The following is a 22899-nucleotide window of genomic DNA, read 5'->3' as shown; positions in this document are numbered from 1 at the left end:
ATCACAGCTCCGAAGAGGGTCGCCTGGAGAAAGACGCGAGGGCCGCCGCGCCAATAAGCCCCGAATTCTGGCCAAGCGCAGCGCCCACGACCCTGACATCGCGAAACGCCGGCATGGCGTTGCGCTCGACATGCGATTGAATGCCGGCTTGCAGGCGGTCGAACTGCTGCGACAGCCCACCACCCATGATGACGATTTCCGGGCTGAACATATGAATGAGGCTCGTAAAGCCTCGCCCGAGAAGCTCCGCCTCCTCATCGACCAGAGCAGTGGCAAGCGCGTCGCCCTTCTCTGCCGCGATAAAGACGCTACGGCTGTCAATGCCTTCGCCACTACCTGCCAGGGAAGTTTCCGCACATTCGGCAATCCTTGCACGCGCGCGCTTGGTGAAAGCAGTTCCGGAAGCATAGGCCTCGAAGCATCCCTTGCCGCCGCACGAACAGATCAACCCGTCCGGGACGATCGACATATGGCCGACATGACCGGCCATTCCCTTGCGACCACGCACGACGCGCCCATCCGCTATGATGCCGCCGCCGATGCCGGTGCTGACCGTGACATAGACGAGGTTCTGGAACCCCTTGCCGGCGCCGAACTGCCATTCCCCGACCGCAGCGGCGATGCCGTCATTCTCGAGGCTGACCGGCAGCAATAGCCGCTTGCGCAATTCCTCGCGCAAAGGATAGTTCGAGAAGCCGCGCAATGTCGGGATATCAAGCGCCAATCCCAATTCCGTGTCGAGCGGGCCTGGCGCCGACACGCCGATACCGGCGATGGTTGACGGCTCACAGGCTGAGCGCAATTGCTCTGTCAGACCGCGGATTTGGCCAAGCACCCGATCCGGCCCCGCCTGCGCATCGGTGCGCTCCTCCACACGCCGATGGATGTTGCCCTGCTCGTCCACGAGCGCCGCCCGGACCTGCGTTCCACCCAGATCGATCCCGATCGCGAACCGGCTCACTCGTCACTCCATATCAAGATCAAGGTGCGGAGGTCAAAGCGCATGCAGCCACGCCATTCTCTCCTGTAACGAGGGAGCGTTGAAGGCCAGAGAGCCTAGGACGACAGTTTCGGCGCCCGCTTGACGAAGCAGAGGAACCGTATGCTCGCGAATCCCGCCATCGGCTGCCAGAACGATCCTGTGCGTCGCGCCCGACGTGTCGATGAGATGCTTGGCCTCACGCAACCGATCTCCCGCCCTCTCGTCCAGCCCCTGCCCCTTGACGCCGATCGCCGTGCCGAGGAGCGTGAGGAAATCCAGGCGCGAAACGTATCTCTCGACCTGCGCCACTGGTGTCTCGACCTTCAGCACCATGCCAGCCGCGATGCCGCGGCGAGCCAGCAGATCCAACGCCGCATCGGCAACAGCCTCGTTTTCAAGATGGATGCTGATGAGGTCGCTGCCCGCATCGGCAAACTGCTCGATCTGCGACAGGAGAATGCTGTCGGCGGTCATCAGATGCACGTGGATCGGGCGCGCCGAGATCTTCCGGATACCCGCGACCAGATCGGGAAAAAACAGCATCGCCGGCGCGAAGTGGCCATCGGCGACGTCGATGTGGAGAACATCGACATAGGGATCGACCCTGGCGAGATCGTCGGCGAGGCGCAGCAGATCCGCAGACCAGACGGAAAATTCGCCGATCAATCGATTCTTGGGAAGATTAGCGATCCAGTTCTTGGGAGGATTAGTCATTGTCTTTGAGGTCCTTGAGAAAATCGCCCATCGCCTTGCGGAAATCGGCCTGATATTGCGAACGGCTTTCGGCCTTCGGTGTAATTATCGCCAAGCGCGCGCCCGGGATTTGGGCAGCAAGATCCTCCGCATAGGCAAGCGGGTGGACGAGGTCGCGCTGATGGCCGATCACCAGCGTCGGCACTGATATCAATGACACGTCGGCATCGGTAACGCCTGGGCCGTCGGCGGAAATCGCGGTCAGCAAGGCTGCCGTGACGGCATGAGGCATCCGCGAGAAGAAGCCGACCAGCGAGGCGAGATTGTCCGGAGCGTCTGTGGCCAATCGCCGGCCGGTGCTGCCTGCGAGAAATGCCTCCCTGCCTTCTTCGGGCGACATCTGCCGCAAGAGATGCCCGACTTCCGCATTCGGAGCCATGTTCCGTGGAGCAGGCTGAGTAAGCCATGCAGGCCGGGCAATCACGAGCGCTCTGACGAGATCCGGGCGCTTGACCGCCAGATGCAGCGAAATCGCCGCTCCCATGGAGATACCGCCAAGGACCACGGGCGCCGATATGTTCTTCTCGATGTAAGACGCCAGGTCATTGGCAAAGGTGGCAATGGAGAAACGATCGGGATTGCCGGCCTCGGAGCGGCCATGTCCTCTCGCCTCGACCGTTATCCGGCGAAAACCGGCATCCGGCGGAAAGGCCTCGTTCGTCTGCCCGGCATCCCCGCACAGGCCATGCTGGAAGACGACCGGTGCGCCTTCTCCCGCGCTGTCGACATGCAACAGCGTGCCGTCGCTTGTCCGAAACGCCGCCGCCTCGCTCATCGCGTCCCTCCGTCGGCAAGGAGGTTCCGGAGGAACGCCGCAACGCCTGGAGCTTCGTCCGCCTTGAGGCCATGAGTCACGAGACTGCCGTTAAAGCCGATCTGCTTCAGCCGGCCGAGATAATGCGCGTAGTCGAGGACACCCTTGCCGGCGGTTGCGAAGCTGCCGTCCGGATTGCGATCCTTTGCATGGGCCATCACGATATGGTCGGCCAGGAGATCGATGGCCGATGATACGATGGTCCGTTGCTCCTCCAAGGGAGCAACCTCGAAGAGGTTGGCCGGATCCATCACGATCTTCAGTCTCGGGCTCTTGAGTTCGGCAATCAGTCGGTGCGCCTTTTGCGCGGAATTGATGACATTGGCCAGTTCCGGCTCGATGCCGAGATCGACATCATATCGATCGGCAATGCCGATGGCGATTTCCATGGCCTCAAGCAGATCCCGCCAGGCATCGGGCCGATCGTTGCCGGGATGCGCCCGCCATTGATCGAGAGGATCGCGCGTGCCCGTGCAGAGCGTGATCAGACGCGTGGACACTCCGGCGCAATGCGCGGCGAGTTCCTCCAGCCTGCGATGGCCCTGCTTGCGCACGGCGGTATCGGGATGGATCATGTTGTAGGTGCCGGAGACAGCGACGATCTCGACCCCGGCTCGCTTGGCGCCGGCGGCAATGGCAGCCGCCTGCTCGTGGCTGATGGCATCGGGCATGGGTGCCAGACCGGAACAGGCCATATTATATTGCGCGCAGGCAAAGCCGGCTTCGGCAACGGACGTGAGCACGGTCGCCGGCACGGTTCCATCGAACGTCTTTGCGAAGATGCCGAGCTTCATCACACACCGCCTGTCACATCGGCAAGTGCCACCGCCTTGCCGCTTTCGGCGGAGCGGGCGATTGCCACCATCGCCTGGACCGAGGCAAGCCCGTCATCGATATCCGCACCCTCCATGACGGCGCCATCGAGAATGGTCCGGGCAAAGCCCTCCACCTGCCGGCGGTAGAAATGGCCGTCGGCGCCGAGTATGCGATGGGTCATGCCGTCAGCTTCGCGGAAAATGTCGACCTCGCTCGTTTTGTAGTACCAGGGATTATAGGTCTTTCCGAGAATGCTGCCGTTCTTGCCATAGATCTGGAAGCCTTCATGCCAATCCATCCGCACCTGCACAGTGAGATCGAGATGGCCAAGCGTGCCGGAGGCAAATTCGACGTCGATGAACCAGCACCAAATGCCGGCACGCTCCGACAGGCGGGCATGGACCGAAACGATGTCGCCGGCGAGATAGCGCGCGGTATCGATCAGATGGCAGCCATGCGCCAGCATGTAATAGCGACGCAGATCCGCCTTTGGATTGACGGACGGCTTGCGGGCATTGGCGCTGGTGACGATCAGCGGCTGTACCGCGTCGGTCATCGGATAACGATGGGTATTGTCGCAATACCATGCCTTGAGCGCCACCATCTCGCCCATCTCGTCGCGAATGAAGCTCTTGGCGGCCTGCAGCCCGGCGTCGAACCGCTTCATGTGGCCGACCTGCAACGTCTTGCCGGATCTTTGCACCGCAGCCTTCAGATCAAGGCATTCCTCGACGGTGACGCCGACCGGCTTCTCGCAGAGCACATGCTTGCCGGCTTCCAGCGCCTTGATCGAGGCGGGAACATGAAAGGCATCCGCCGTTGCGATAATGACGGCATCAAGATCGGGATCGGCCAGCATCCGGTCATAATCGGCATAGGTCTTGCGAGCACCATGGGTGATCGCCATCCGCTCCCTTAGATCGTCGGCGACGTCGCAGATTGCATAGAGGTCGGCATTGATGGCCTTGGTGCAGCTCTCGAAATGCGCCGCCTGGGCGATCTGGCCGGCGCCGAGCACGCCGATGCGAAGGCGTCGTTCGTCTTTTGCTGGCATCGATAGTTCCTTCGCTTCCGTAGTGGTGTCGAGTGGCGCTCGGCCGAGCGCCTGGAAAACGGACTTCAGGGAAAGAGCCGTACATAAAAACCCCTCCTCGCCCATGCCTGGCCGGCAACGGTCGATTTGCCCACGACTTCTGGCTCCTCCTCGCTTCTCGTTATAAATCACGTCTATAATTTTTTTACAAAAGAAATAAAATATATTTCGAAGAATCGCAGCAAAGTGCTGCTACTGATGCAGCCTGGAATCAAAAACGGAATCGGACGACGAAACTGTGGCGGATCAGACGATCGCGAAATATCTGAACGAGTTGACCATCCTGACCATGCTGCGCGTTCAGGGGCAGGCCAGCCGCATCGAGATCGCCCGCCATCTCTCTGTCACGCCCGCCACGGTAACCCGCCTCATCAACAACCTGATCGAGCAGGGGCTCGTCGAGGACATCGAAGCCCCCAGTTCCGGCCGCCAGACCAATCGCGAGCCGGGCAGGCCTGCCACCAATGTCGCCCTTAAGGCCGACAGCGCCTTCTTCCTTGGCGTCGAGGTCGGCGTCGACATATTGCGCTTCGCGCTGCTTGATCTGGCGGCAACCGTTGTCGAAACGAGCGAGATGCCGTTTCACAACCGGATGTCGCCCGAAGAGGTTGCCGGAGAGATTGCACGGCAAGTCGACAGGCTCCGGAACAACCGTTTCTTCAAGGGCAAGCTCAAGGGCGTGGGGATTGCCTTTCCCGGCATCGTCCGCTCCGATGGCTTCGTCGTCAATCTGCCCATCGTCGGCTGGCGCAATGTCGACTTTCCGAGCCTTCTCCCCGAACGGATCGATCTGCCCTTCTTTATCGAGAACGACGCCAATGCCGGCGCTTTCGGCTGCGTCTACAACGATCCGTCGCTGCCCAATACCTGTACACTTTTCCTGAAGCTCGACGCCGGCTGCGGCGGCGCAGTCGTTGTCGATGGCAGGTTGCTGCGTGGCGCCAACGGCACGGCCGGCGAATTCGGCCACCTCCGCCTGTCCGATGACGGCCCCTTGTGCGGATGCGGTAACAAGGGCTGTCTGGAAAGCAAGATCGGACTTGCCGCCATCGCCCACCGCTTTCTGGAAACACCCGATCTCTCCGGGATCGAGCTTACGGAACTCCCTGGGCACATCGTCGATCTCGCACTCCAAGGCGACCGCAAAGCCATCGAAACCATCGATCACTTTGTTCACTGGCTCGTCCAAGGGCTCGTCTCGCTCGTCAATCTCTATAATCCGAGCGTCGTCTTCCTGGGAGGTCCGGTATCACGACTGGCGCAAGCTGCAATCGACCGGATCTCGGAAGGTGTCGGCCGCGGCATCGTCACCGGCATCCCCGCCCCTGCCCTGATGCTGTCCACACTCGGACCTCAGGAAGGCGCCATTGGCGCCGCCGCCATCGCCCATCATCACACCTTCGATATCTCAAGGCTCGGGCTGATAATGCCGCGCTAGCGACGCCATGCCGATTGGCCCGTCGTGTCGACCGAAGCCTCAGTTCGCAAATTCCTCCAACCGTGATTGATTGAACGACAGCCGGACGACTAGGCCCGAGGGCGAGTTGTCGGCGAAGGAAATGGTTCCGCGGTGACGTGATACGACATCGCGCACGATGGAAAGACCCAACCCGAATCCGCTTCTCCCGATCAGCGATCTCGCATCGTCAGCAATGTAGAAGGGCTCCAGCACCTTGGCCCGGTGTTCCTTCGGAATCCCCGGACCATTGTCGGATATCCGGATTTCAAAGCCGTTCTCCCCTTGCCTTTCCAGCGATACCGCAACTTCCGTCCCATGCTTGATCGCGTTGTCGATCACGTTGGAGAGCGCCCGCCTCATGCCCAATTCCTCGCAGAAGTAAGCCATTCTCGGAGGGCCATGATACTGTATGTCGAAACCCAAATCTGCAAACTCGTTGCAGACGGTCTGGATGAGGCTCGGCATGTCGATGACGTAACCGGCGCGCCGATCGTTCTGCTCACGCAGATAGTGCAACGTCTCCGAGATCATGTTGTCTATGATCTCGATTTCGTCGATCATGCTTCCGAGTTCGACCGAATGGACGCTGCGCTCAAGCTTCAGGCGCAGGCGTGTAAGAGGCGTGCGAAGATCGTGGCTGATAGCCGCCAGCATGCGAGTCCGCTCTTCTATCAGGGACTGTAGACGACCGTGGAGGTGGTTGAGAGCCCTCGCCACCTGGGTAACCTCTTCCGGGCCTGCATCGCTGATCGGCTGCGCCTGCGTCGACACATGTCCCAGCGCGTCGGCTGCCGCCGCGATCGACGACAGCGGGGCCATGAGCCGCTTGATGATATAGATCGCCAGGAAAAGCACCACGATCATGACGGTGGCAACGACGAAGCCAAGCTGAATAAAGATGAACCGTTGCATCGGCGGACGGTGCGTCGTCTGGAAGATCAAGGCATATTGATCATTGATCTTGACGACGACGGAATTGCCCGTGGAGATCGAGATATCGGATGCCGGCAGGTTCCAATGGGAGAGAAGCTCGTTCTGTAGCTCGTCGGAGAAGTTATTGTCCGGCACTGTGCGTCTTTCACCGGACGTAAATTCCCGGCTGGAGAAGAACGCCGTGCTGGGAACGATTTCCATATGCATATCGAGCCACCGGGAACCACTGACGATCTTCCTTAATTCTTTCACCGACGAACTTTGCCGCGCCTCCTCCGCAATCGTCGCTATGCGCGCGGCCGCAGACACCGCTGCAAGCTTGGAGTCGCCTTCATTGTGCGATCCATACGAGAGAAAGAGAAACGCAACCGACGTGCATACCGTCCCCAGCACAACGGCCGCCAGCACGACGGCGATCATCTGCGTGACGATGGACTTGTGGTTGATGAAGCGAAGATACCTCGTCATAATATCTCTATGCTGGGTGTAAAGACGTAGCCTCCCAGACGAACGGTTTTGATGAAGGTCGGAGAGCGCAGGTCCGGTTCGATCTTCTGGCGTATTCGGCTGATATGTACGTCGACGCTGCGGCCGATCGGGCCGGCCGTGCCGCTGTGCGTCAACTCCAACAACTGCTCTCTGGTCAGGATACGCCTCGCATTCTGACAGAAGGCGAGCAGGAGATCGAACTCCGTGCTCGTCAGCGTCACACGAGCGCCTTCGGGGCTGAACAGCTGCCGCTGCCCGGGCTCGACGCGCCATCCTTCGAAACGAAAGGCCGAATGGAAGGGATCGTTTGGCGCCCTGTTGATATGCGAGCGCCTCAAGAGAGCATGGATTCTCGCAAGCAGCTCGCGATGATTGAAAGGCTTGGTGACATAGTCATCTGCGCCGATTTCCAGCCCTATGATCCTGTCCACATCCTCCGAACGCGCCGTCAGTAGGATTATGGGAACCAGTGAGGTCGCTCTCAACCGACGGCAAATGCTCAGTCCGCTTTCGCCAGGCAGCATCACGTCGAGAATGACGAGATCCGTCGTATTGTCTTCCAGATACGCATCCATCTCCTCGGCGGAGGGCGCCCACGCACTGTTAAAGCCGTTTTCGGCCAGGACTTCCGACAGTATCTTTGCAATCTCGCTGTCATCCTCCACCAGGAGAATAGACTGCTTCTGCTCCTTGTTTGCAGTTCTAATGGTATTCATGGGCACCCTTACTGCAGCTTAGGCCAATTCGGGCACATTCCGATGCTCTCGAGACATGTCGCCGATGTTCTTTAGATCTCGTGGGGTTATTCCCGCACAAGATGTATCGTCCATTAGGCAGACTGCACCGAATTTTGTCGAGCATGTGGCAAGTATCATCTGATACATTATCAATGCTGTCACTTTGTTTCAAAAACTACACAAAAATATATACAGAAAAACAAAATATACAGTCGGAAATATGTAGAAATATAATTTAACGCAACTTAATCCAAAGCATAGCTATCTTCGTCTATTCCTTGCCAAATGGCAATGGAGTCCGAAATCGTGCGTTCAGCTACGCATACTTCTGCAGTATCCGATATCAAAGATCGGATCATTGCGAACCCCGGTAACGTCGCAACATGCTGGGGCAAAGCAACAGCGAATCAGCGGTTTGCGGCGGTACGATACGGGGAAACAAGCAGGAACGCCTCACCGCTATCCAGCTATCTATCGCATAGCAATAGCGCAAGGAAAGTCATCTCCTGCAGCATGATTGCGATCACATATGGTCGGTACACGCCCTGGAAGAAAGTGCCTGCATCTCCCGCCCAGTCTCTGGAGTTCGGCATTTGAGGCGTATGGTTCTGCGTAGTTCGAGTTCCCACACGGTAGCACTGTCAGTCTTTGTATTTGTTACATGTGCTACCGGCGATCACGTGCTTGCTCAGGATCAAGTGCAGCAGCAACCAGCGGGGCAGAAGCCGGCTCTACCAACAACCACCAACATCAAGATTCCAGACGGAACAAAACTGCTTTTGCAGGCAAACGAAGCTATCTACAACAAGGATACGCAAGTCATAACGGCACGCGGCGCAGTTCAAATCCACTATGGAGGCTATAAGCTGGTCGCCGATCGTGTCGACTACAATCAAACGACCAAGAGAATGACTGCAACCGGAAATGTGGAGCTGATCACGCCTGATGGCAACCGGACTTACGGTAGCAGGATGGATGTGACGAATGACTTTTCCAACGGTTTCATCGATGCCCTGCGGGTCGAGATGCCCGACAATACCAGATTGGTGGCCATCAAGGGCAACCGCGTCAGCAGCTCCCAGGTTATCCTGAGCAAGGGCGTTTATACGGCTTGCGCTCCATGCTCCGAACAGGGCCGCGCTCCGCTATGGCAGGTGAAAGCCGAAAGGATCATCCAGAACGGCATTACGCACACGATCAGGCTAGAACACGCCAGGCTTGAGCTTTTCGGCCAACCGATCGCCTATGTCCCATGGATGACTGTCCCCGACAACACGGTCAAGAGAAAGTCGGGCTTTCTGTTTCCAACATTCAGCGTCTCTCAAAATCTCGGCTTCGGCGCCGCAATTCCCTACTACTATGTGATTTCGCCGAGCATGGATGCAACCGTCACGGCAACAGCCTATAGCAGCCAGGGCGTGCTGCTGCAGGGCGAGTTCCGCCAGCGGCTCGAAAACGGCACATACACCTTGCGAACCGCCCTTATCGACCAGGCCGATCCGGGATCGTTCTCAGCCGGCACGCCCGATGCGGACGCCAGGTTCAGAGCGCTCATCGCCTCCAAGGGCGACTTCAAGATAAATCCGCGCTGGACCTTCGGCTGGGACGTCATGGCGCAGACCGACAACGACTTCGCCCGGACATACAATATCCAGGATCTCAATCAGAGCACCCGCGTCAATCAGGCCTATCTGACCGGCATCGGCAAGCAAAACTACTTCGACATGCGGGGCTATTACTTCGACGAACAGGACTCGACGACCGGCACGACATCGCAAAAGCAGCAGGCCGCCGTCTTTCCCGTCATCGATTATCACGCGATCGACCCCAAGCCTGTCTACGGCGGAGAGCTGTCGCTCACCAGCAATTTCACCAATCTCTCACGCGGCACCGCCGACGTCGTCGTCAATCCGGACAATACCGACCGCTTCCTCGGACTTGCCGGTGACTACACCCGCCTGACGACCGAAGTGCAATGGCAGCGCTCCTTCATCACCCCTCAGGGTCTGGAGTTGACGCCGCTGCTTGCTGCGCGCGGCGACACGATGGCCCTCGGGATGGACGGCCCGAACTCCATCAGCCCGTCCTATGTCTATGCGGGCAACTATGACACCAACGGCGTCGCCGCGCGCGACATGCTGACGGCCGGATTGGAGGCCAAATATCCGATACTGGCAACCACCACGCACTCCACACAAGTCTTCGAGCCCATAGCGCAGATCTATCTCCGTCCGAACGAACAGCTCGCGGGTCAATTGCCGAACGAAGACGCCCAGAGCTTCGTGTTCGATGCGACCAACCTCTTCGATCGGGATAAGTTCTCGGGTTTCGACCGCGTGGAAGGGGGAACGCGCGCCAATGTCGGCATGCGCTATACCGGCAATTTCGATAGCGGCTACAAGCTGGACAGCATCTTTGGCCAGTCCTATCAGTTGATGGGCATGAACTCGTTTGCGACGCCGGACCTGGTCGGCGCCGGCCTCGAATCGGGGCTCGAAACGGCACGATCCGACTATGTCACATATTTCGGCGTGACTATGCCCCACGGTGTGACGCTGTCGACCTCGTACCGGCTCGATCACGACACCTTCGCAATGAAGCGCGGCGACACGACGATTGGTTATGTTACGCCGATTGTCGACACGCAGCTGACCTATACGCATATCGAAGCTCAGCCTGACTACGATATTCCAACGACCGAAGACGAGCTCCAGCCGCAGGTCAAGCTGAAGCTGTCGGATGAATGGTCGGTCAATACGAAGCTCGGATATGATCTGCGTGCCAAGGATCTGAGCGAGCACGACTTTGGCGTCACCTATTCCGACGAATGTACCACCGCAAGCCTGGACTATGACTGGAAAAGGGACACGACCAGCGCGACCGGCGTCGACTGGTCGATAATGCTGCATCTGACATTCCGAACCCTCGGCGACGTCAAGGTCGGTGGCAACTGAGCCACCCGGCATTGAACCGCTTCTCTTCAGAGGTTTTCGAGGGAGAAGTCGGAATGCTTGAAGCTCTCGCCCTTACCGCCGTTCCGATAGCAGTCCGATGCGCTCGGAGCGCATGACGCGGCTCGCGTTATGGTGGCGTTACGAAGACTCGGTCGAAATATTACTTAACATTACTTAACACCGAAGAGCACGGGGAAGTGATAGTGCTCTTTCAACCTCATAGGCAGATTCTCCGGCCGCATGGACATTCATTTCTTTGAAAACCCGCGGAACGACCGCCATTTCGAAATGCAAGGTAAAAGCGTAGATGAACTCTAATTTGCGGCGGTCAAAACTAAAACGTTCCAATTCAACAATTGCCATTTTAGCATTCATAAGCACCGCCACAGCCATTCCACTGCCCGCACAGGCGGCCATGGTCAGCGACATACGTGTATTAGGTGCGGAACGCGTCGGGTCCACGGCAGTAAAAGACAATATAACGATAGCACCCGGCAAGAGTTTCTCGGAAGCAGACATCGATGAATCGATAAAACAACTTTATGCGACCGGCTATTTTTCGGACGTGCATATCTCCGTCGAGGGGCATAGCCTCGTTGTTTCCGTACACGAGAACAATCTGATCAATGCTGTTGTCTTCAACGGGAACAAGCAGATAAAGGACGACAAGCTATCAGGGTTGGTCAAATCCAAAGCCGCCGGTCCATATAGTGAAAGCCAGGTTCAAGACGACATAAAGACGATCAAGGACGCTTATGCGTCGATCGGGCGCAACAATGTCCAGATCACGACGAAGGTGATCAATATCGCGAAGAACCGCGTCAACCTTGCCTTCGTCATCAATGAAGGCGATCGCACGAAGATCAGCAAGCTGACATTCTCCGGAAATCATGCCTTCGGCAGCGGCCGTCTTGCCGCCGTCATCAGCACGAAGAAATCGGATTTCCTGTCGTTTCTGACCCGCAAGGACATCTACAGCGAAGACAAGAAGGCCGCCGACGAGGACGCGCTTCGCAAGTTCTACTACAATCACGGATATGTCGATTTCCGACTGGTTTCCGACAGCGCAACCTTCGACGATGCAACGAACAGCTACGCCGTCAGCTTCGTGGTCGATGAGGGCGAGCAGTACAAGTACGGCGATATTTCCGTCACGTCCACCGTGCAGGGTATCAATGCGGACGATCTGAAGAGCCTCGTCCTTACTAGCAAGGGCGATACCTATAACGCCCAGAATATTCAGAAATCGATCGACGCGATCTCGAAGCGTATCGAGGCTGCCGGCTATCCCTTCGCCAAGGTAACGCCTCGCGGCAATCGCAATCCCGAGGATCACACCGTCTCCATCGAGTATATCGTCGACCAGGGCGAGCGGGCCTATGTGGAACGCATCGAAATTCGCGGCAATACGCGAACGAGAGACTATGTCATTCGGCGCGAATTCGATCTCAACGAAGGCGATGCCTTCAACGAGCAGATGCTGGCGCGCGCAAAACGCCGTCTCGAGGCACTCGGCTACTTTACGTCGGTAAAGATCTCGACAAATCCGGGAAGCGCGCCGGATCGGGTCGTCATCGTCGTCGATGTCGAAGATCAGCCGACCGGCTCTTTCGGGATCGGCGGCGGTTATGCGGTCGGCGCCAACGGCGGCCCGCTACTGGAAGCCTCCGTGGAGGAGAAGAACTTCCTCGGACGCGGCCAATATATCAGGATCGCCGCGGGCGCGAGCACGAGCGGAAGCCAGACCTACACTTTTTCCTTCACCGAGCCGTACTTCCTCGGCGAGCGCCTCGCCGCCGGCTTCGACCTGTTCAAGAGCATAACGACCAGCAGCGACTACTACGACTACGGCGAAGAAGGCGTCACGCTGCGTGTCACTGCGCCGATTACCGAAGACCTGTCCACGACGCTCCGCTACACCTACAAGCAGATTACCTACACCGGCGAGAGCGATTGGCAGGACAATCTTTCCGCACCATACCTCAATCTGATCAACAATGGTCCGTGGACGCAATCAAGCGTTTCCCAGACCTTCAGCTACAATACGCTCGACGATCAGAACCTGCCACGCGACGGCTTCATCGCCAAGGTCACGCAAGAATTTGCTGGCCTTGGAGGCGACTCCAATTACTACAAGCTTAGCGGTAAAGCGCGCTATTACCATACACTTTCGGACTCGCAGGACATCGTCGGCATGGTGACCGTCGGTGCCGGTTACATGACCTCGACCAACGGTCAGGATCTGAATATCTTCGATCAGTTCATGATCGGCGGCACCGAGATCCGAGGGTTTCAGGATCAGGGTATCGGCCCGAGAACATCCTTTGACAATCCGCTCGGCGGCACGAAATATTTCACCGCCTCGGTGGAAACGAGCATGCCGACGCCGGGCATGCCGCAGGATCTCGGCTTCCGCAGCTCCGTTTTCGTGGATGCGGGAACGCTCTATGGCAACGACGCCAATGTCGACGGAGATGTATTGCACGACGGATCTGCGCTACGCGCATCTGCCGGCATCGGCCTGACCTGGGCCTCGCCATTTGGCACGATCAATCTCAGCTACGCCGTGCCGTTCCTCAAGCAGAGCTACGACCAGGTTGAAAACTTCCGCTTTGGCTTCGGCAATCAGTTCTAAGGGAGCCTCGGTGGAGGAGCAGCATCGGCCAGCAGAGACGGCGCCAGATTATGGCGCCGTTTGGCAAGGAAACGACTGAACCGCGCCATGCCCTTCGACCCGGCCGATTACCGATCGGCTTTGACTTTCGGTTCATACCGTCTGGCCGCTCGTACCTATGCGCAGGCAGCTATGGCTGCGCATCCTTTGGCAGTTGCGCAACACTCCAATTGCCACCGAGCGCTTCGATCAGGCTGGCGCTGGATGTCAGAAGGCCTTCCCGGATCTGCAAAGCCGCCTGCTCGTTCGAAAGCGCGGTTGCCTGCGCAGTGACGACGCTCGTATAGGCGCCTGTCCCGGCCTTGTATTCATTGATCGTTATCGTCACCGCCTGACGGGAGAGCCGCACCGCCTTATCCTGGGCGGCCGCCTGCCGCTTCAGGATGCGGAGGTTCGATAGCTGGTCCTCGACGTTTTGAAACGCTGACAGCACCGTCTGGCGGTAGTTGGCGACGCTCTGGTCATAGGTCGCGCGCGCGGCCTTGACCGCGGCGGAACGTTCGCCGCCGTCGAACAGGGTCTCGCTGGCGCTCGCCCCGAGCGACCAAATGGCATTGGTTGCCGAAAAGAGCGGCGACGCACCACTATATCCGGCAAGAGCCGACAGCGAGACGGTCGGATAGTAGGCCGCCACCGCGACGCCGATGAGCGCATTCTGCTGTTGCATCGTGCGCTCCGCCTCGGCGATGTCCGGGCGGCGTTCCAACAGAGAGGAAGGAATCGCGGCCGGGGGTGCGGGTACGGATTGCGCCAGCCTGCCCGGCCGGATCGAAAGCTCGGACGGCGGCTTGCCGATGAGCAGCGCGATCGCATGCTCATATTGGGCACGCAACTGCTGTGCGGCGATGGCGGACGCCTGTGTCGTCGCAAGCTGCGTCTGCGCCGTGATGACGTCAGAGCGGGCGGCAACGCCGCTGGCATACTGGTTCTGAGTGATCGTAAGGGTTTCCTGATAGGCCTTGGCCGTGGCGTTCAGCAAATCGATCAGCGAATCCTGATATCGCAATTCGAAGTAATCCGTCACCAGCTGCGCCTGCGCTGTCAGCGTGAGGTCGGCGAGTTCCGCAGCGCTTGCCTGGGCACCTGCCTTGTCGCTTTCGATCTGCCGGCGCACCTTGCCCCAAAGGTCGAGATCCCAGCTGGCACTCCCCTCGGCCGTTCCGGTCGTCTGCGTAATCCCGGCGCTGCGTTCGCGCGTCACACCTGGATTGATGGACAGCGAGGGAAACAGGCCCGATCGTGCCTCGGCGATAACAGCCTGCGCTTCGCGATAGGCCGCCTCATAGGCCTTGAGGTTCTGGTTGTTGATGGCGACCTGCGGCACGAGCTCGTTCAGCAGCGGGTCCTTGTAGACGCCCCACCAAGGCCCCCGGTCGACGCCATTGCTCGGCTGCGCCACTTTCCAGCCCTTCGGCGCCTCCTTGAAGGCAGCCGGGGTCTCGACGGTCGGCTTCATATAGTTCGGGCCCGTGGTGCAGGCCTGAAGCATCGACAGGGTGCTACATAAAGTGCAAATTGCCCCGATCTTTTTCATTATTGCGCTGCTCCCGTAGCGGCTGATTTCGGAAAGACGCGGCTCCAGAATCTCCAGGAGCTGGCGCGCAGGCGATCCAGATAGAGATAGACGACCGGCGTCGTATAAAGGGTCAGCAACTGACTGACGATAAGGCCGCCGATGATGGCGATGCCGAGAGGCCGGCGCAGCTCCGATCCCATGCCCTGATCGAGCACAAGAGGCACGGCACCGAACAGTGCCGAGCAGGTCGTCATCATGATCGGACGGAACCGCATCAGGCATGCCTGGCGGATCGCCTCGACCGGCGGCAGGCCGTCGGTGCGTTCGGCCTCCAGCGCAAAATCCACCATGAGAATGGCGTTCTTCTTGACGATGCCGATGAGAAGGAACACGCCGATCAGCGCGATCAGGGTGAACTCGACATTGGCCAGGAGCAGCGCCAGCACTGCGCCGACACCGGCGGAGGGCAAGGTGGACAGGATCGTCAGCGGATGTACGTAGCTTTCATAGAGGACGCCAAGTATCGCATAGACGGCGAGCAGCGCAGCCGCGATCAGCAAGGGCATGCTCGCGATGACCGATTGCGATGCACCGGCAGAGCCGGCAAAGCTGCCGCGGACAGTGATCGGCATGTCTATGCCGCGCACCGCCTGCTCGACGGCGACAGTTGCATCCGCGAAATTATATCCCGGCGCAAGATTGAATGAGATCGTCGAGGCGGTCGCCAGGCCCTGATGACTGACCTGTACGGGCGTAGTCGCCGGCGCCAGATGCGCGAAGGCGGAGAGCGGAATCATCGTCTCGCTGCCGGTGCTGACCGCCGATCCGCTGGAAGCGCTGCCGCCACTGTTGGCGATGGAGTTCGTCGCCTGATTGCTGGCCGAAGAACTGCTCGTCGTACTCGTCGAGCTGCTTTTGCCGACATTGCTGGTGACGGTGTCCGAAGCGGCATTGGTGGTCTCGGTGCCGCTTGCCGATTCTCCCTCGGAGCTGACATAGATCTGCTTGAGAGTATCGGTGTTCTGAAGATATTGCGGCGCGAGTTCCATCACGACATGATACTGGTTCTGCGCCTTGTAGATCGTCGAGACCTGCCGCTCGCCGAAGGCGTCATAGAGCGTCTGATCGATGATGCTGGGCGTGAGCCCATAGCGCGCCGCGGTGGGCCGATCGACGACGACGCGCGTCTCCAGGCCGCCCGTCTGCTGGTCCGTCGCGACGTCGGCAAGCACCGGGCTCTCCTTCATCGCCGCCAGCAGCTTGTTCGACCACAATTGCAGTTCGGCGGTATCATCGGCCTGGAGCGTATATTGATATTGCGCAAAGCTCTGCCGCGCGCCGACCGACAGATCCTGTATCGGAAACATCATCAGCTGAGCGCCGGGTATCGCCGCAAGCTTCGGGCGCAGCCGTGCCATGACATCGAATGCAGAGGCGGTACGGTCCTCCAGAGGTTTCAGCGTGATGAACACCTGTGCCTGGTTGGTGGCGCGACCGCCGGTATAGCCGGTCACCGCCGCCACGGCCGGATCGGCTTTCACGATGGCCTGCGCCTGAGCCAGCTTCTTGCTCATCGCCTGAAACGAGATGCTCTGGTCGGCGGTGATGCCGCCGATCATCAGCCCGACATCCTGCTGCGGAAACAGGCCTTTCGGCACGATGGCAAACAGCAATATGTTCAGCCCAACGGTCAGCAGCAGGGTGATGACGACGAGAACAGGATGCTCCAGGGCGCGGCGCAGGGAGTGGTCGTAAAGATCCTGCAATCCATCAAGCACTCCATTGGCGACGCGAGCCAGCAGGCCGGGCTTGTCCTGCTGCTCGCGGCGCAGGAGAAGCGCGCACATCATGGGCGTCGTCGTCAGCGACAGAATGAGGGACACGGCGATCGCAATCGACAGGACGACGGCAAATTCGCGGAAGAGCCGGCCGACGATACTGCCCATGAGCAGAATCGGAATGAACACTGCAATCAGCGAAACGCTCATCGAAACGACGGTGAAGCTGACCTCCGCGGCCCCCTTCAGAGCCGCCTCGACATGCGACATTCCGCTCTCCAAATGACGAGAGATATTCTCGAGCACGACGATCGTATCATCGACCACGAAGCCGGTGGCGATAGTCAACGCCATCAGCGAGAGATTGTCGAGACTGTATCCGCACAGCTGCATGACGCCGAACGTGCCGAGAATGGAAACCGGCACCGTCACGGCCGGAATGAACGTCGCGCGCAGGCTGCGCAGGAAAAAGAAGACGACAAGGACGACGAGAATGACCGAGATGATCAGCGAAAGCTCGGTATGAGCCAGCGAGGCGCGGATGGTGCTGCTACGATCACCCGTCAGGGTCATCTGGACATCGCCCGGCAAGGCCGCCTTGAGCTGCGGCAGCTCCGCCCTGACGCGATCGACGGTGGCGACGATATTGCTACCGGGCTGCTTGAACAGAATGAGGAGGACGGCGCGCTGCCCGTTGATCAAACCTTCATTGCGCAGGCTTTCAACCGAATCGTCGATTTCGGCGATATCGCGCAGGAACACGGGCCGGTCGTTGCGCCAGGCAATGACGAGGTCCCTGTACTCCGCCGCCTGCAGAACCTGGTCGTTGGCATAGAGCTGATAGCGTCTGCCGTCATCGTCGACCGAGCCCTTGGCACTGTCGGCGTTGGCGGCTGACAGCGCGGCGCGCACATCTTCGAGGCCGATGCCGTATTTGAACAGGGCGCCCGGGTTCAGCTCGACACGGACCGCCGGGAGCGAGCTTCCGCCGATATCGACATTGCCAATGCCCTCGATCTGCGAGAGCCGTTGCTGAAGCAGGGTCGCGGCGCTGTCATAGAGCTGGCCCTGCGTCAGGGTATTCGAGGTCAGAGCCAGGATCAGGATCGGAGCGTCGGCGGGATTGAATTTATTATAGGTCGGGTTGCTTTTGAGCGAACTCGGCAGATCGGCGCGCGCCGCGTTGATCGCGGCCTGAACATCGCGCGCCGCGCCATCGATGTTCCGGTCGAGACCGAACTGCAGCGTAATGTTCGTCGAGCCGACGCTGCTCTGCGAGGTCATTTGGGTCACGTCGGCAATCTGGCCGAGATGTCTTTCGAGCGGCGCCGCCACCGTTGCCGCCATCGTATCCGGGCTTGCACCCGCCATTTGCGCCTGCACTCTGATCGTCGGAAAGTCGACCGCCGGCAGCGGCGCGACAGGGAGCAGGCCAAAAGCGAGCAAGCCCGAAACGCCGATGGCGATCGTCATCAGGATCGTTGCGACCGGGCGCCGGATAAAGATCGAACTGATGTTCATGGCGCTGGCGTCTCCGGCTCAAGAGCTCTTCCTCCCCGCTCGCGCAGCCATTTCGCCAGACGATCGAGCGCCAGGTAGACGACCGGCGTCGTGAAGAGCGTCAGCAGCTGACTGACGCAAAGCCCGCCGATCATGGCGATGCCGAGCGGTTGCCGAAGCTCCGAGCCGCTTCCCGATCCGAACGCCAGGGGCACGGCGGAGATCAGCGCCGCAACCGTCGTCATCAGGATTGGCCGGAAGCGCAGGAGGCAAGCCTGATGGATGGCGGCGCGTGGCGCAAGACCTTCCTCACGCTCCGCCGCAATCGCAAAATCGATCATCATGATGGCGTTTTTCTTGACCACGCCGATCAGGAGGATGATGCCGATGATCCCTATGATGTCGAGATCGGCGCCCGTGACCTGCATCGCCAGCAACGCGCCGATGCCGGCAGACGGCAGCGTCGACAGGATCGTCAGCGGATGGATAAAGCTTTCATAGAGGACGCCCAGCACGACATACATCACCAGGACGGCCGCGATCACCAGATAGACTTCGTTCGTCAGCGAGGATTGAAATGCCTCCAGCGCTCCCTGGAAGCTGGTCTCGAAACTCTGCGGCAGTCCGATCGCCTGTTCAGCATTCGTGACGGCGGTGACAGCTGTGCCGAGCGAGGCGCCGGGCGCCAGGTTGAACGAAATCGTCGTGGCGGGAAATTGCGCGAGATGGCCGATCTGGATAGGCTTGTGGCCGATGACTATGTGCGCGATCGCGCTTAGCGGCACCTGGCCGGTGCTTGCTGTCGCCGACGGCAGGTAGATCGAATCCAACGCCGGCATCCCCTTGAGCAGTTTCGGCTGAGCCTCAAGGATGACACGCATCTGATTGGACTGGGTGAAGATCGTGTTGACGAGCCGCTGTCCGAAGCTGTCGTAAAGGGCGTTGTCGATCGTCGCCAACGTGATGCCGAAACGGGCAGCCGTCGCGCGGTCGACGTCGATCGTCGCCGAAAGGCCGCTGTCCTGCAGGTCACTCGTTACATCCGCGAGCTCCGGCGCCTTGCGAAGCGCATCGAGCAGCTTCGGCGTCCAGGTGCTCAGCTCGTCCAGCGAGGGATTGTCGAGGATGAACTGGTATTGCGTCGCGCTGATCTGCGTGTCGACGGTCAGATCCTGGACGGGTTGCATATAGAGCGTGATGCCCGCAACCTCTGCCACTTCCTGCTGCAGGCGACGAATGATCTGGCTGGCCGTCTGGCTACGCTGATCCCTTGGCCGCAGATTGATCTGCATTCTGCCGACGTTCAGTGTCGTATTGGTGCCGTCAACGCCGATGAAGGAGGAGACGCTGACGACATCCGGGTCCTTCAGCACCGCATCGGCGAGGGAAATCTGCAACTCGCTCATATGCTCGAAGGAAATCGACTGAGAGGCCTCCGTGATGCCCTGAATGATACCGGTATCCTGGGTGGGAAAGAAGCCTTTCGGGATCGCCACATAGAGCCAGGCGGTCACGCCCACCGTTGCGGTCGCAACTAGCAGCGTTATGAGCTGATGCTCGAGCACCCGGGTAAGCGCCCAGTCATAACCGCCGATCAGGTAATCGAACCAGCTCCGCCTCTTTTTCTTCCCGGACGTCTCCGGCCGATGCGGCCTGCCGCTCAGCAGCCGCGCGCACATCATGGGCACGAGCGTCAACGACACCACGGCGGACAGCACGATGGTCACCGCCAGCGTCACTGCGAACTCATAGAAGAGCCGCCCGATCACATCGCTCATGAAGAGAAGCGGGATCAGCACCGCCAGGAGCGAGACCGTGAGGGATATGATGGTGAAGCCAATCTCGCGAGAACCTTTCAGCGCGGCTTCGAGCGGCGGCAGACCCTCTTCGATATGACGGCTGATGTTCTCGATGACGACGATCGCGTCGTCGACGACGAAGCCGGTCGCGATCGTCAACGCCATCAGCGAGAGATTGTCGAGGCTGAAGCCCCAAAGATACATCGCCGAGAACGTACCGACCAGCGACAGCGGCACCGACAGGCTCGGGATGAAGGTTGCCCGCAGATTGCGCAGGAAGAGGAAGATCACCATGACAACCAGGCAAACAGCGAGCGTCAGCTCGAATTCGACATCGGCAACCGATGCCCGAATAGTCGTCGTCCGATCCGTGAGCTGCACGACGCTGACGGAAGAGGGTAGCCCGGCCGTCCATTGCGGCAGCATCGCCTTGATCCGGTCGACCACCTGGATGACGTTGGCGCCGGGCTGGCGCTGCACGTTCAGAATGATGGCGGGCGTTGTGTTCATCCAGGCGCCGAGCTGCGTGTTCTCCGGACCGCGCACGACGTCGGCGACGTCGGATAGGAGCACCGGCCGACCGTTCTTGTAGGCGATCACGCTGTTGAGATAATCGGACGGATCTTTGATCTGGTCGTTGGCATCGATCGTGTAGGAGCGGTGCGGCCCGTCCAGCGTGCCCTTCGGCGTGTTGATATTGATATTGCCGAGCGTCGTGCGCAGATCGTCGATGTTCAGGTCATAGGCGGACATGGCGCGGATATTGGCCTGGACACGGACGGCGGGCTTATAGCCGCCGCTCAACGTCACCAGGCCGACGCCTGGAAGTTGCGATATCTTCTGTGCCAGACGCGTGTCGGCAAGGGTTTGCACATCGGTCAGCGGCAGCGTCGACGATGTCATCGCCAGGGTAAGAACCGGCGCATCCGCCGGATTGATCTTGGCATAGATCGGGGGAGCCGGCAGGCCGGACGGCAAGAGGTTGCTGGCGGCATTGATCGCAGCCTGGACCTCCTGCTCGGCAACATCGAGAGAGACGGAGAGATCGAACTCGAGCGTGATGACCGATGCGCCGCCGGACGATTGCGAAAACATCTGCCGCAGACCAGACATTTGCCCTAGCTGCTTTTCCAGCGGCGCCGTCACGGCGGATGTCATCACGTCCGGGCTCGCTCCCGGATAGAAGGTCTGCACCTCGATTGTCGCATATTCCACCGCCGGCAAGGCCGAGAGCGGTAACTGCTGCCAGGCGATAATACCAACGACGAGCAGTGCCGCCATCAGCAGCGTTGTCGCAACCGGTCGCAGGATGAAGATACGGGACGGATTCATAGCGATGCGCCCGGCTTCTTACGCCCGCCCTGCTTGCCGCCATTGTGAGCGGGCGCGCCCGCTGGCGTGCTTCCGGGAATGCTGACCTTGGCGCCATCGCTCAGATGATCGCCGCCATCCACCACGACCTTCTCTCCCTCGGCCAACCCGGAGAGCACCGCAGTTTGGCCGTCCGCCGACGGGCCTGTCTTTATCTTGCGCAGGGAAACGGTGTCGTCGGAATTCAAGACATAGACGAAGGTTCCGGGCGTGCCGGTGTCGACGGCGGCATCCGGCACCAGGACGACACCGTGCAGCGTATCCACCAGCAGCGTCACATCGACGAACTGATTGGGGAACAGGCTGTCGTCCTTGTTGTCGAACAGCGCGCGCAATTTGAGCGTGCCGGTTGTTGTATCGATCTCGTTGTCGAGGGCGTCGAGGGTGCCTTCCGCCAGCTTGATCGTGCCGGTGCGATCATATGCGGCGACGCCAAGCTGAGCGCCAGCTTTCAATCGGCCCTGGACCTGCGCCAGGCTATCTTCGGGAAGAGTGAAAATCACCGAAGTCGGCGTTGTCTGCGTTACGACGACAATACCGGTGGAGCTGGATGCGGTGACATAGTTGCCGGCATCGACCTGGCGCAGGCCGACCCGACCGTCGACCGGCGAAACGATCCGGCAATATTCCAGATTGAGTTTCTGTGCATCGACCTGTGCCTGGTCGAGGACGACCGTTCCCTCATCCTGCTTGACGGTAGCCTTCTGCGTGTCGAGGGTCTGTCCTGTCGTCGAATCCTGCTTGATGAGGCGCTCGTAGCGGGTCAGATCGAGGCGTGCGTTGTCGAGGAGTGCCTGATCCCTTTCGAGTTGGCCCTGGTATTGGGCAAGCGCGACCTCGTAAGCGCGAGAGTCCACCTGGGCGAGCAGATCGCCCTTCTTGACCATCTGACCCTCGTGGAAATTGACCGCCGTCAGGTAGCCGCTGATCTGCGATTGGACTGTGATCGTCGCAAGCGACGTCACCGTACCCAAGGACGACAAGGTGACAGGCATATCCCCTTTGGTTGCGGGGGAGACACCGACCGATTGCACGGTTTGCATCGGTGCCCCGCGGCGCGGTCCAAAGGACGTGGCGCTTTGCTGCCAAGGGTGGCGCCAGACGATGAGCCCGGCAATGGCGGCGACGAAGAGCAGAAACCAGGGCCACCAGCGGAATTTTCGCGATTTGCCGGTCTGAACGTTCGATTCCTGGGGAGGGGTAGCTCGTGTATCCATGACAACTGCAACAA

The 22899-nt window shown here is 59.6% G+C and carries 15 protein-coding genes; 3 read left to right on the top strand and 12 right to left on the bottom strand.

Annotation, left to right across the window (positions count from 1 at the left end; translation table 11 throughout):
- Window position 1: 1 nt before the first annotated feature.
- The 5 genes from BJ928_RS08335 to BJ928_RS08315 are packed head-to-tail and all read right to left on the bottom strand — an operon-like array spanning window position 2 to window position 4419.
- Window positions 2-961, bottom strand: a complete 960-nt coding sequence (locus BJ928_RS08335; RefSeq protein WP_047635471.1) for an ROK family protein — start codon at window positions 959-961, stop codon at window positions 2-4.
- A gap of 33 nt (window positions 962-994) precedes the next feature.
- Window positions 995-1696: a ribulose-phosphate 3-epimerase gene (locus BJ928_RS08330; protein WP_047635470.1), complete on the bottom strand. Its 702-nt coding sequence runs from the start codon at window positions 1694-1696 to the stop codon at window positions 995-997.
- The gene (locus BJ928_RS08325; protein WP_047635469.1) at window positions 1689-2510 is read right to left on the bottom strand and encodes an alpha/beta hydrolase; all 822 of its coding nucleotides are present in this window, start codon (window positions 2508-2510) and stop codon (window positions 1689-1691) included. Before BJ928_RS08325 ends, BJ928_RS08330 begins: the two co-directional genes overlap by 8 nt.
- Window positions 2507-3343 carry a sugar phosphate isomerase/epimerase gene (locus BJ928_RS08320; protein ID WP_047635468.1) on the bottom strand — a complete coding sequence of 279 codons (837 nt, stop codon included), beginning with the start codon at window positions 3341-3343 and terminating at the stop codon, window positions 2507-2509. Before BJ928_RS08320 ends, BJ928_RS08325 begins: the two co-directional genes overlap by 4 nt.
- A complete protein-coding gene (locus tag BJ928_RS08315; RefSeq protein ID WP_047635467.1) occupies window positions 3343-4419 on the bottom strand; it encodes a Gfo/Idh/MocA family oxidoreductase in 1077 nt (358 codons plus the stop codon). The genes BJ928_RS08320 and BJ928_RS08315 overlap by 1 nt, the downstream gene beginning before the upstream one ends.
- 277 nt (window positions 4420-4696) lie before the next feature.
- On the opposite strand from BJ928_RS08315, the gene BJ928_RS08310 reads away from it, so the two are divergent.
- Window positions 4697-5896: an ROK family transcriptional regulator gene (locus tag BJ928_RS08310; protein WP_047635466.1), complete on the top strand. Its 1200-nt coding sequence runs from the start codon at window positions 4697-4699 to the stop codon at window positions 5894-5896.
- Between the two features lie 39 nt (window positions 5897-5935).
- On the opposite strand, the gene BJ928_RS08305 is transcribed toward BJ928_RS08310, so the two are convergent.
- Both BJ928_RS08305 and BJ928_RS08300 read right to left on the bottom strand, forming a co-directional pair.
- Window positions 5936-7318, bottom strand: coding sequence for an ATP-binding protein (locus BJ928_RS08305; protein ID WP_052227914.1), 1383 nt, complete (start codon window positions 7316-7318; stop codon window positions 5936-5938).
- Window positions 7315-8055, bottom strand: coding sequence for a response regulator transcription factor (locus BJ928_RS08300; protein WP_052227913.1), 741 nt, complete (start codon window positions 8053-8055; stop codon window positions 7315-7317). The genes BJ928_RS08305 and BJ928_RS08300 overlap by 4 nt, the downstream gene beginning before the upstream one ends.
- 719 nt (window positions 8056-8774) lie before the next feature.
- On the opposite strand from BJ928_RS08300, the gene BJ928_RS08295 reads away from it, so the two are divergent.
- Window positions 8775-11030, top strand: a complete 2256-nt coding sequence (locus tag BJ928_RS08295) for an LPS-assembly protein LptD (protein WP_245432275.1) — start codon at window positions 8775-8777, stop codon at window positions 11028-11030.
- Between the two features lie 174 nt (window positions 11031-11204).
- On the opposite strand, the gene BJ928_RS39300 is transcribed toward BJ928_RS08295, so the two are convergent.
- Entirely contained in the window at window positions 11205-11549 is a 345-nt protein-coding gene (locus BJ928_RS39300; RefSeq protein WP_245432280.1) for a hypothetical protein, read from the bottom strand.
- On the opposite strand from BJ928_RS39300, the gene bamA reads away from it, so the two are divergent.
- Window positions 11446-13665: an outer membrane protein assembly factor BamA gene (gene bamA, locus BJ928_RS08290; protein ID WP_245432257.1), complete on the top strand. Its 2220-nt coding sequence runs from the start codon at window positions 11446-11448 to the stop codon at window positions 13663-13665. The two genes, BJ928_RS39300 and bamA, sit on opposite strands and share 104 nt — an antisense overlap.
- A 169-nt stretch (window positions 13666-13834) precedes the next feature.
- Here the strand turns inward: bamA and BJ928_RS08285 are convergent, their stop codons facing one another.
- Genes BJ928_RS08285 through BJ928_RS08270 form a run of 4 tightly spaced genes read right to left on the bottom strand, consistent with a single transcriptional unit; the run spans window position 13835 to window position 22885 of the window.
- Window positions 13835-15238, bottom strand: a complete 1404-nt coding sequence (locus tag BJ928_RS08285; RefSeq protein WP_047635464.1) for an efflux transporter outer membrane subunit — start codon at window positions 15236-15238, stop codon at window positions 13835-13837.
- Complete coding sequence (locus BJ928_RS08280; RefSeq protein ID WP_047635463.1) at window positions 15238-18519, bottom strand: efflux RND transporter permease subunit; 3282 nt, start codon at window positions 18517-18519, stop codon at window positions 15238-15240. The genes BJ928_RS08285 and BJ928_RS08280 overlap by 1 nt, the downstream gene beginning before the upstream one ends.
- The gene (locus tag BJ928_RS08275) at window positions 18516-21629 is read right to left on the bottom strand and encodes an efflux RND transporter permease subunit (protein WP_047635462.1); all 3114 of its coding nucleotides are present in this window, start codon (window positions 21627-21629) and stop codon (window positions 18516-18518) included. Before BJ928_RS08275 ends, BJ928_RS08280 begins: the two co-directional genes overlap by 4 nt.
- Window positions 21626-22885: an MdtA/MuxA family multidrug efflux RND transporter periplasmic adaptor subunit gene (locus BJ928_RS08270; RefSeq protein ID WP_052227911.1), complete on the bottom strand. Its 1260-nt coding sequence runs from the start codon at window positions 22883-22885 to the stop codon at window positions 21626-21628. The genes BJ928_RS08275 and BJ928_RS08270 overlap by 4 nt, the downstream gene beginning before the upstream one ends.
- Window positions 22886-22899 lie beyond the last annotated feature (14 nt).

The organism is Rhizobium sp. WW_1, assembly GCF_003610155.1.
Lineage (GTDB): Bacteria > Pseudomonadota > Alphaproteobacteria > Rhizobiales > Rhizobiaceae > Rhizobium > Rhizobium tropici_A.
The sequence above is the reverse complement of the archived record's forward strand: the minus strand, read 5'-3'. Positions and strand labels throughout refer to the sequence as shown.

Bases quoted from the DNA above. Each gene is read 5' to 3' on its own strand.
- BJ928_RS39300 (WP_245432280.1), bottom strand. From the start codon at position 11,549: ATGTCTGCTTCCGAGAAACTCTTGCCGGGTGCTATCGTTATATTGTCT.
- BJ928_RS08270 (WP_052227911.1), bottom strand. From the start codon at position 22,885: ATGGATACACGAGCTACCCCTCCCCAGGAATCGAACGTTCAGACCGGC.
- BJ928_RS08300 (WP_052227913.1), bottom strand. From the start codon at position 8,055: ATGAATACCATTAGAACTGCAAACAAGGAGCAGAAGCAGTCTATTCTC.
- bamA (WP_245432257.1), top strand. From the start codon at position 11,446: ATGGTCAGCGACATACGTGTATTAGGTGCGGAACGCGTCGGGTCCACG.
- BJ928_RS08275 (WP_047635462.1), bottom strand. From the start codon at position 21,629: ATGAATCCGTCCCGTATCTTCATCCTGCGACCGGTTGCGACAACGCTG.
- BJ928_RS08325 (WP_047635469.1), bottom strand. From the start codon at position 2,510: ATGAGCGAGGCGGCGGCGTTTCGGACAAGCGACGGCACGCTGTTGCAT.
- BJ928_RS08330 (WP_047635470.1), bottom strand. From the start codon at position 1,696: ATGACTAATCCTCCCAAGAACTGGATCGCTAATCTTCCCAAGAATCGA.
- BJ928_RS08315 (WP_047635467.1), bottom strand. From the start codon at position 4,419: ATGCCAGCAAAAGACGAACGACGCCTTCGCATCGGCGTGCTCGGCGCC.
- BJ928_RS08280 (WP_047635463.1), bottom strand. From the start codon at position 18,519: ATGAACATCAGTTCGATCTTTATCCGGCGCCCGGTCGCAACGATCCTG.
- BJ928_RS08285 (WP_047635464.1), bottom strand. From the start codon at position 15,238: ATGAAAAAGATCGGGGCAATTTGCACTTTATGTAGCACCCTGTCGATG.
- BJ928_RS08320 (WP_047635468.1), bottom strand. From the start codon at position 3,343: ATGAAGCTCGGCATCTTCGCAAAGACGTTCGATGGAACCGTGCCGGCG.
- BJ928_RS08305 (WP_052227914.1), bottom strand. From the start codon at position 7,318: ATGACGAGGTATCTTCGCTTCATCAACCACAAGTCCATCGTCACGCAG.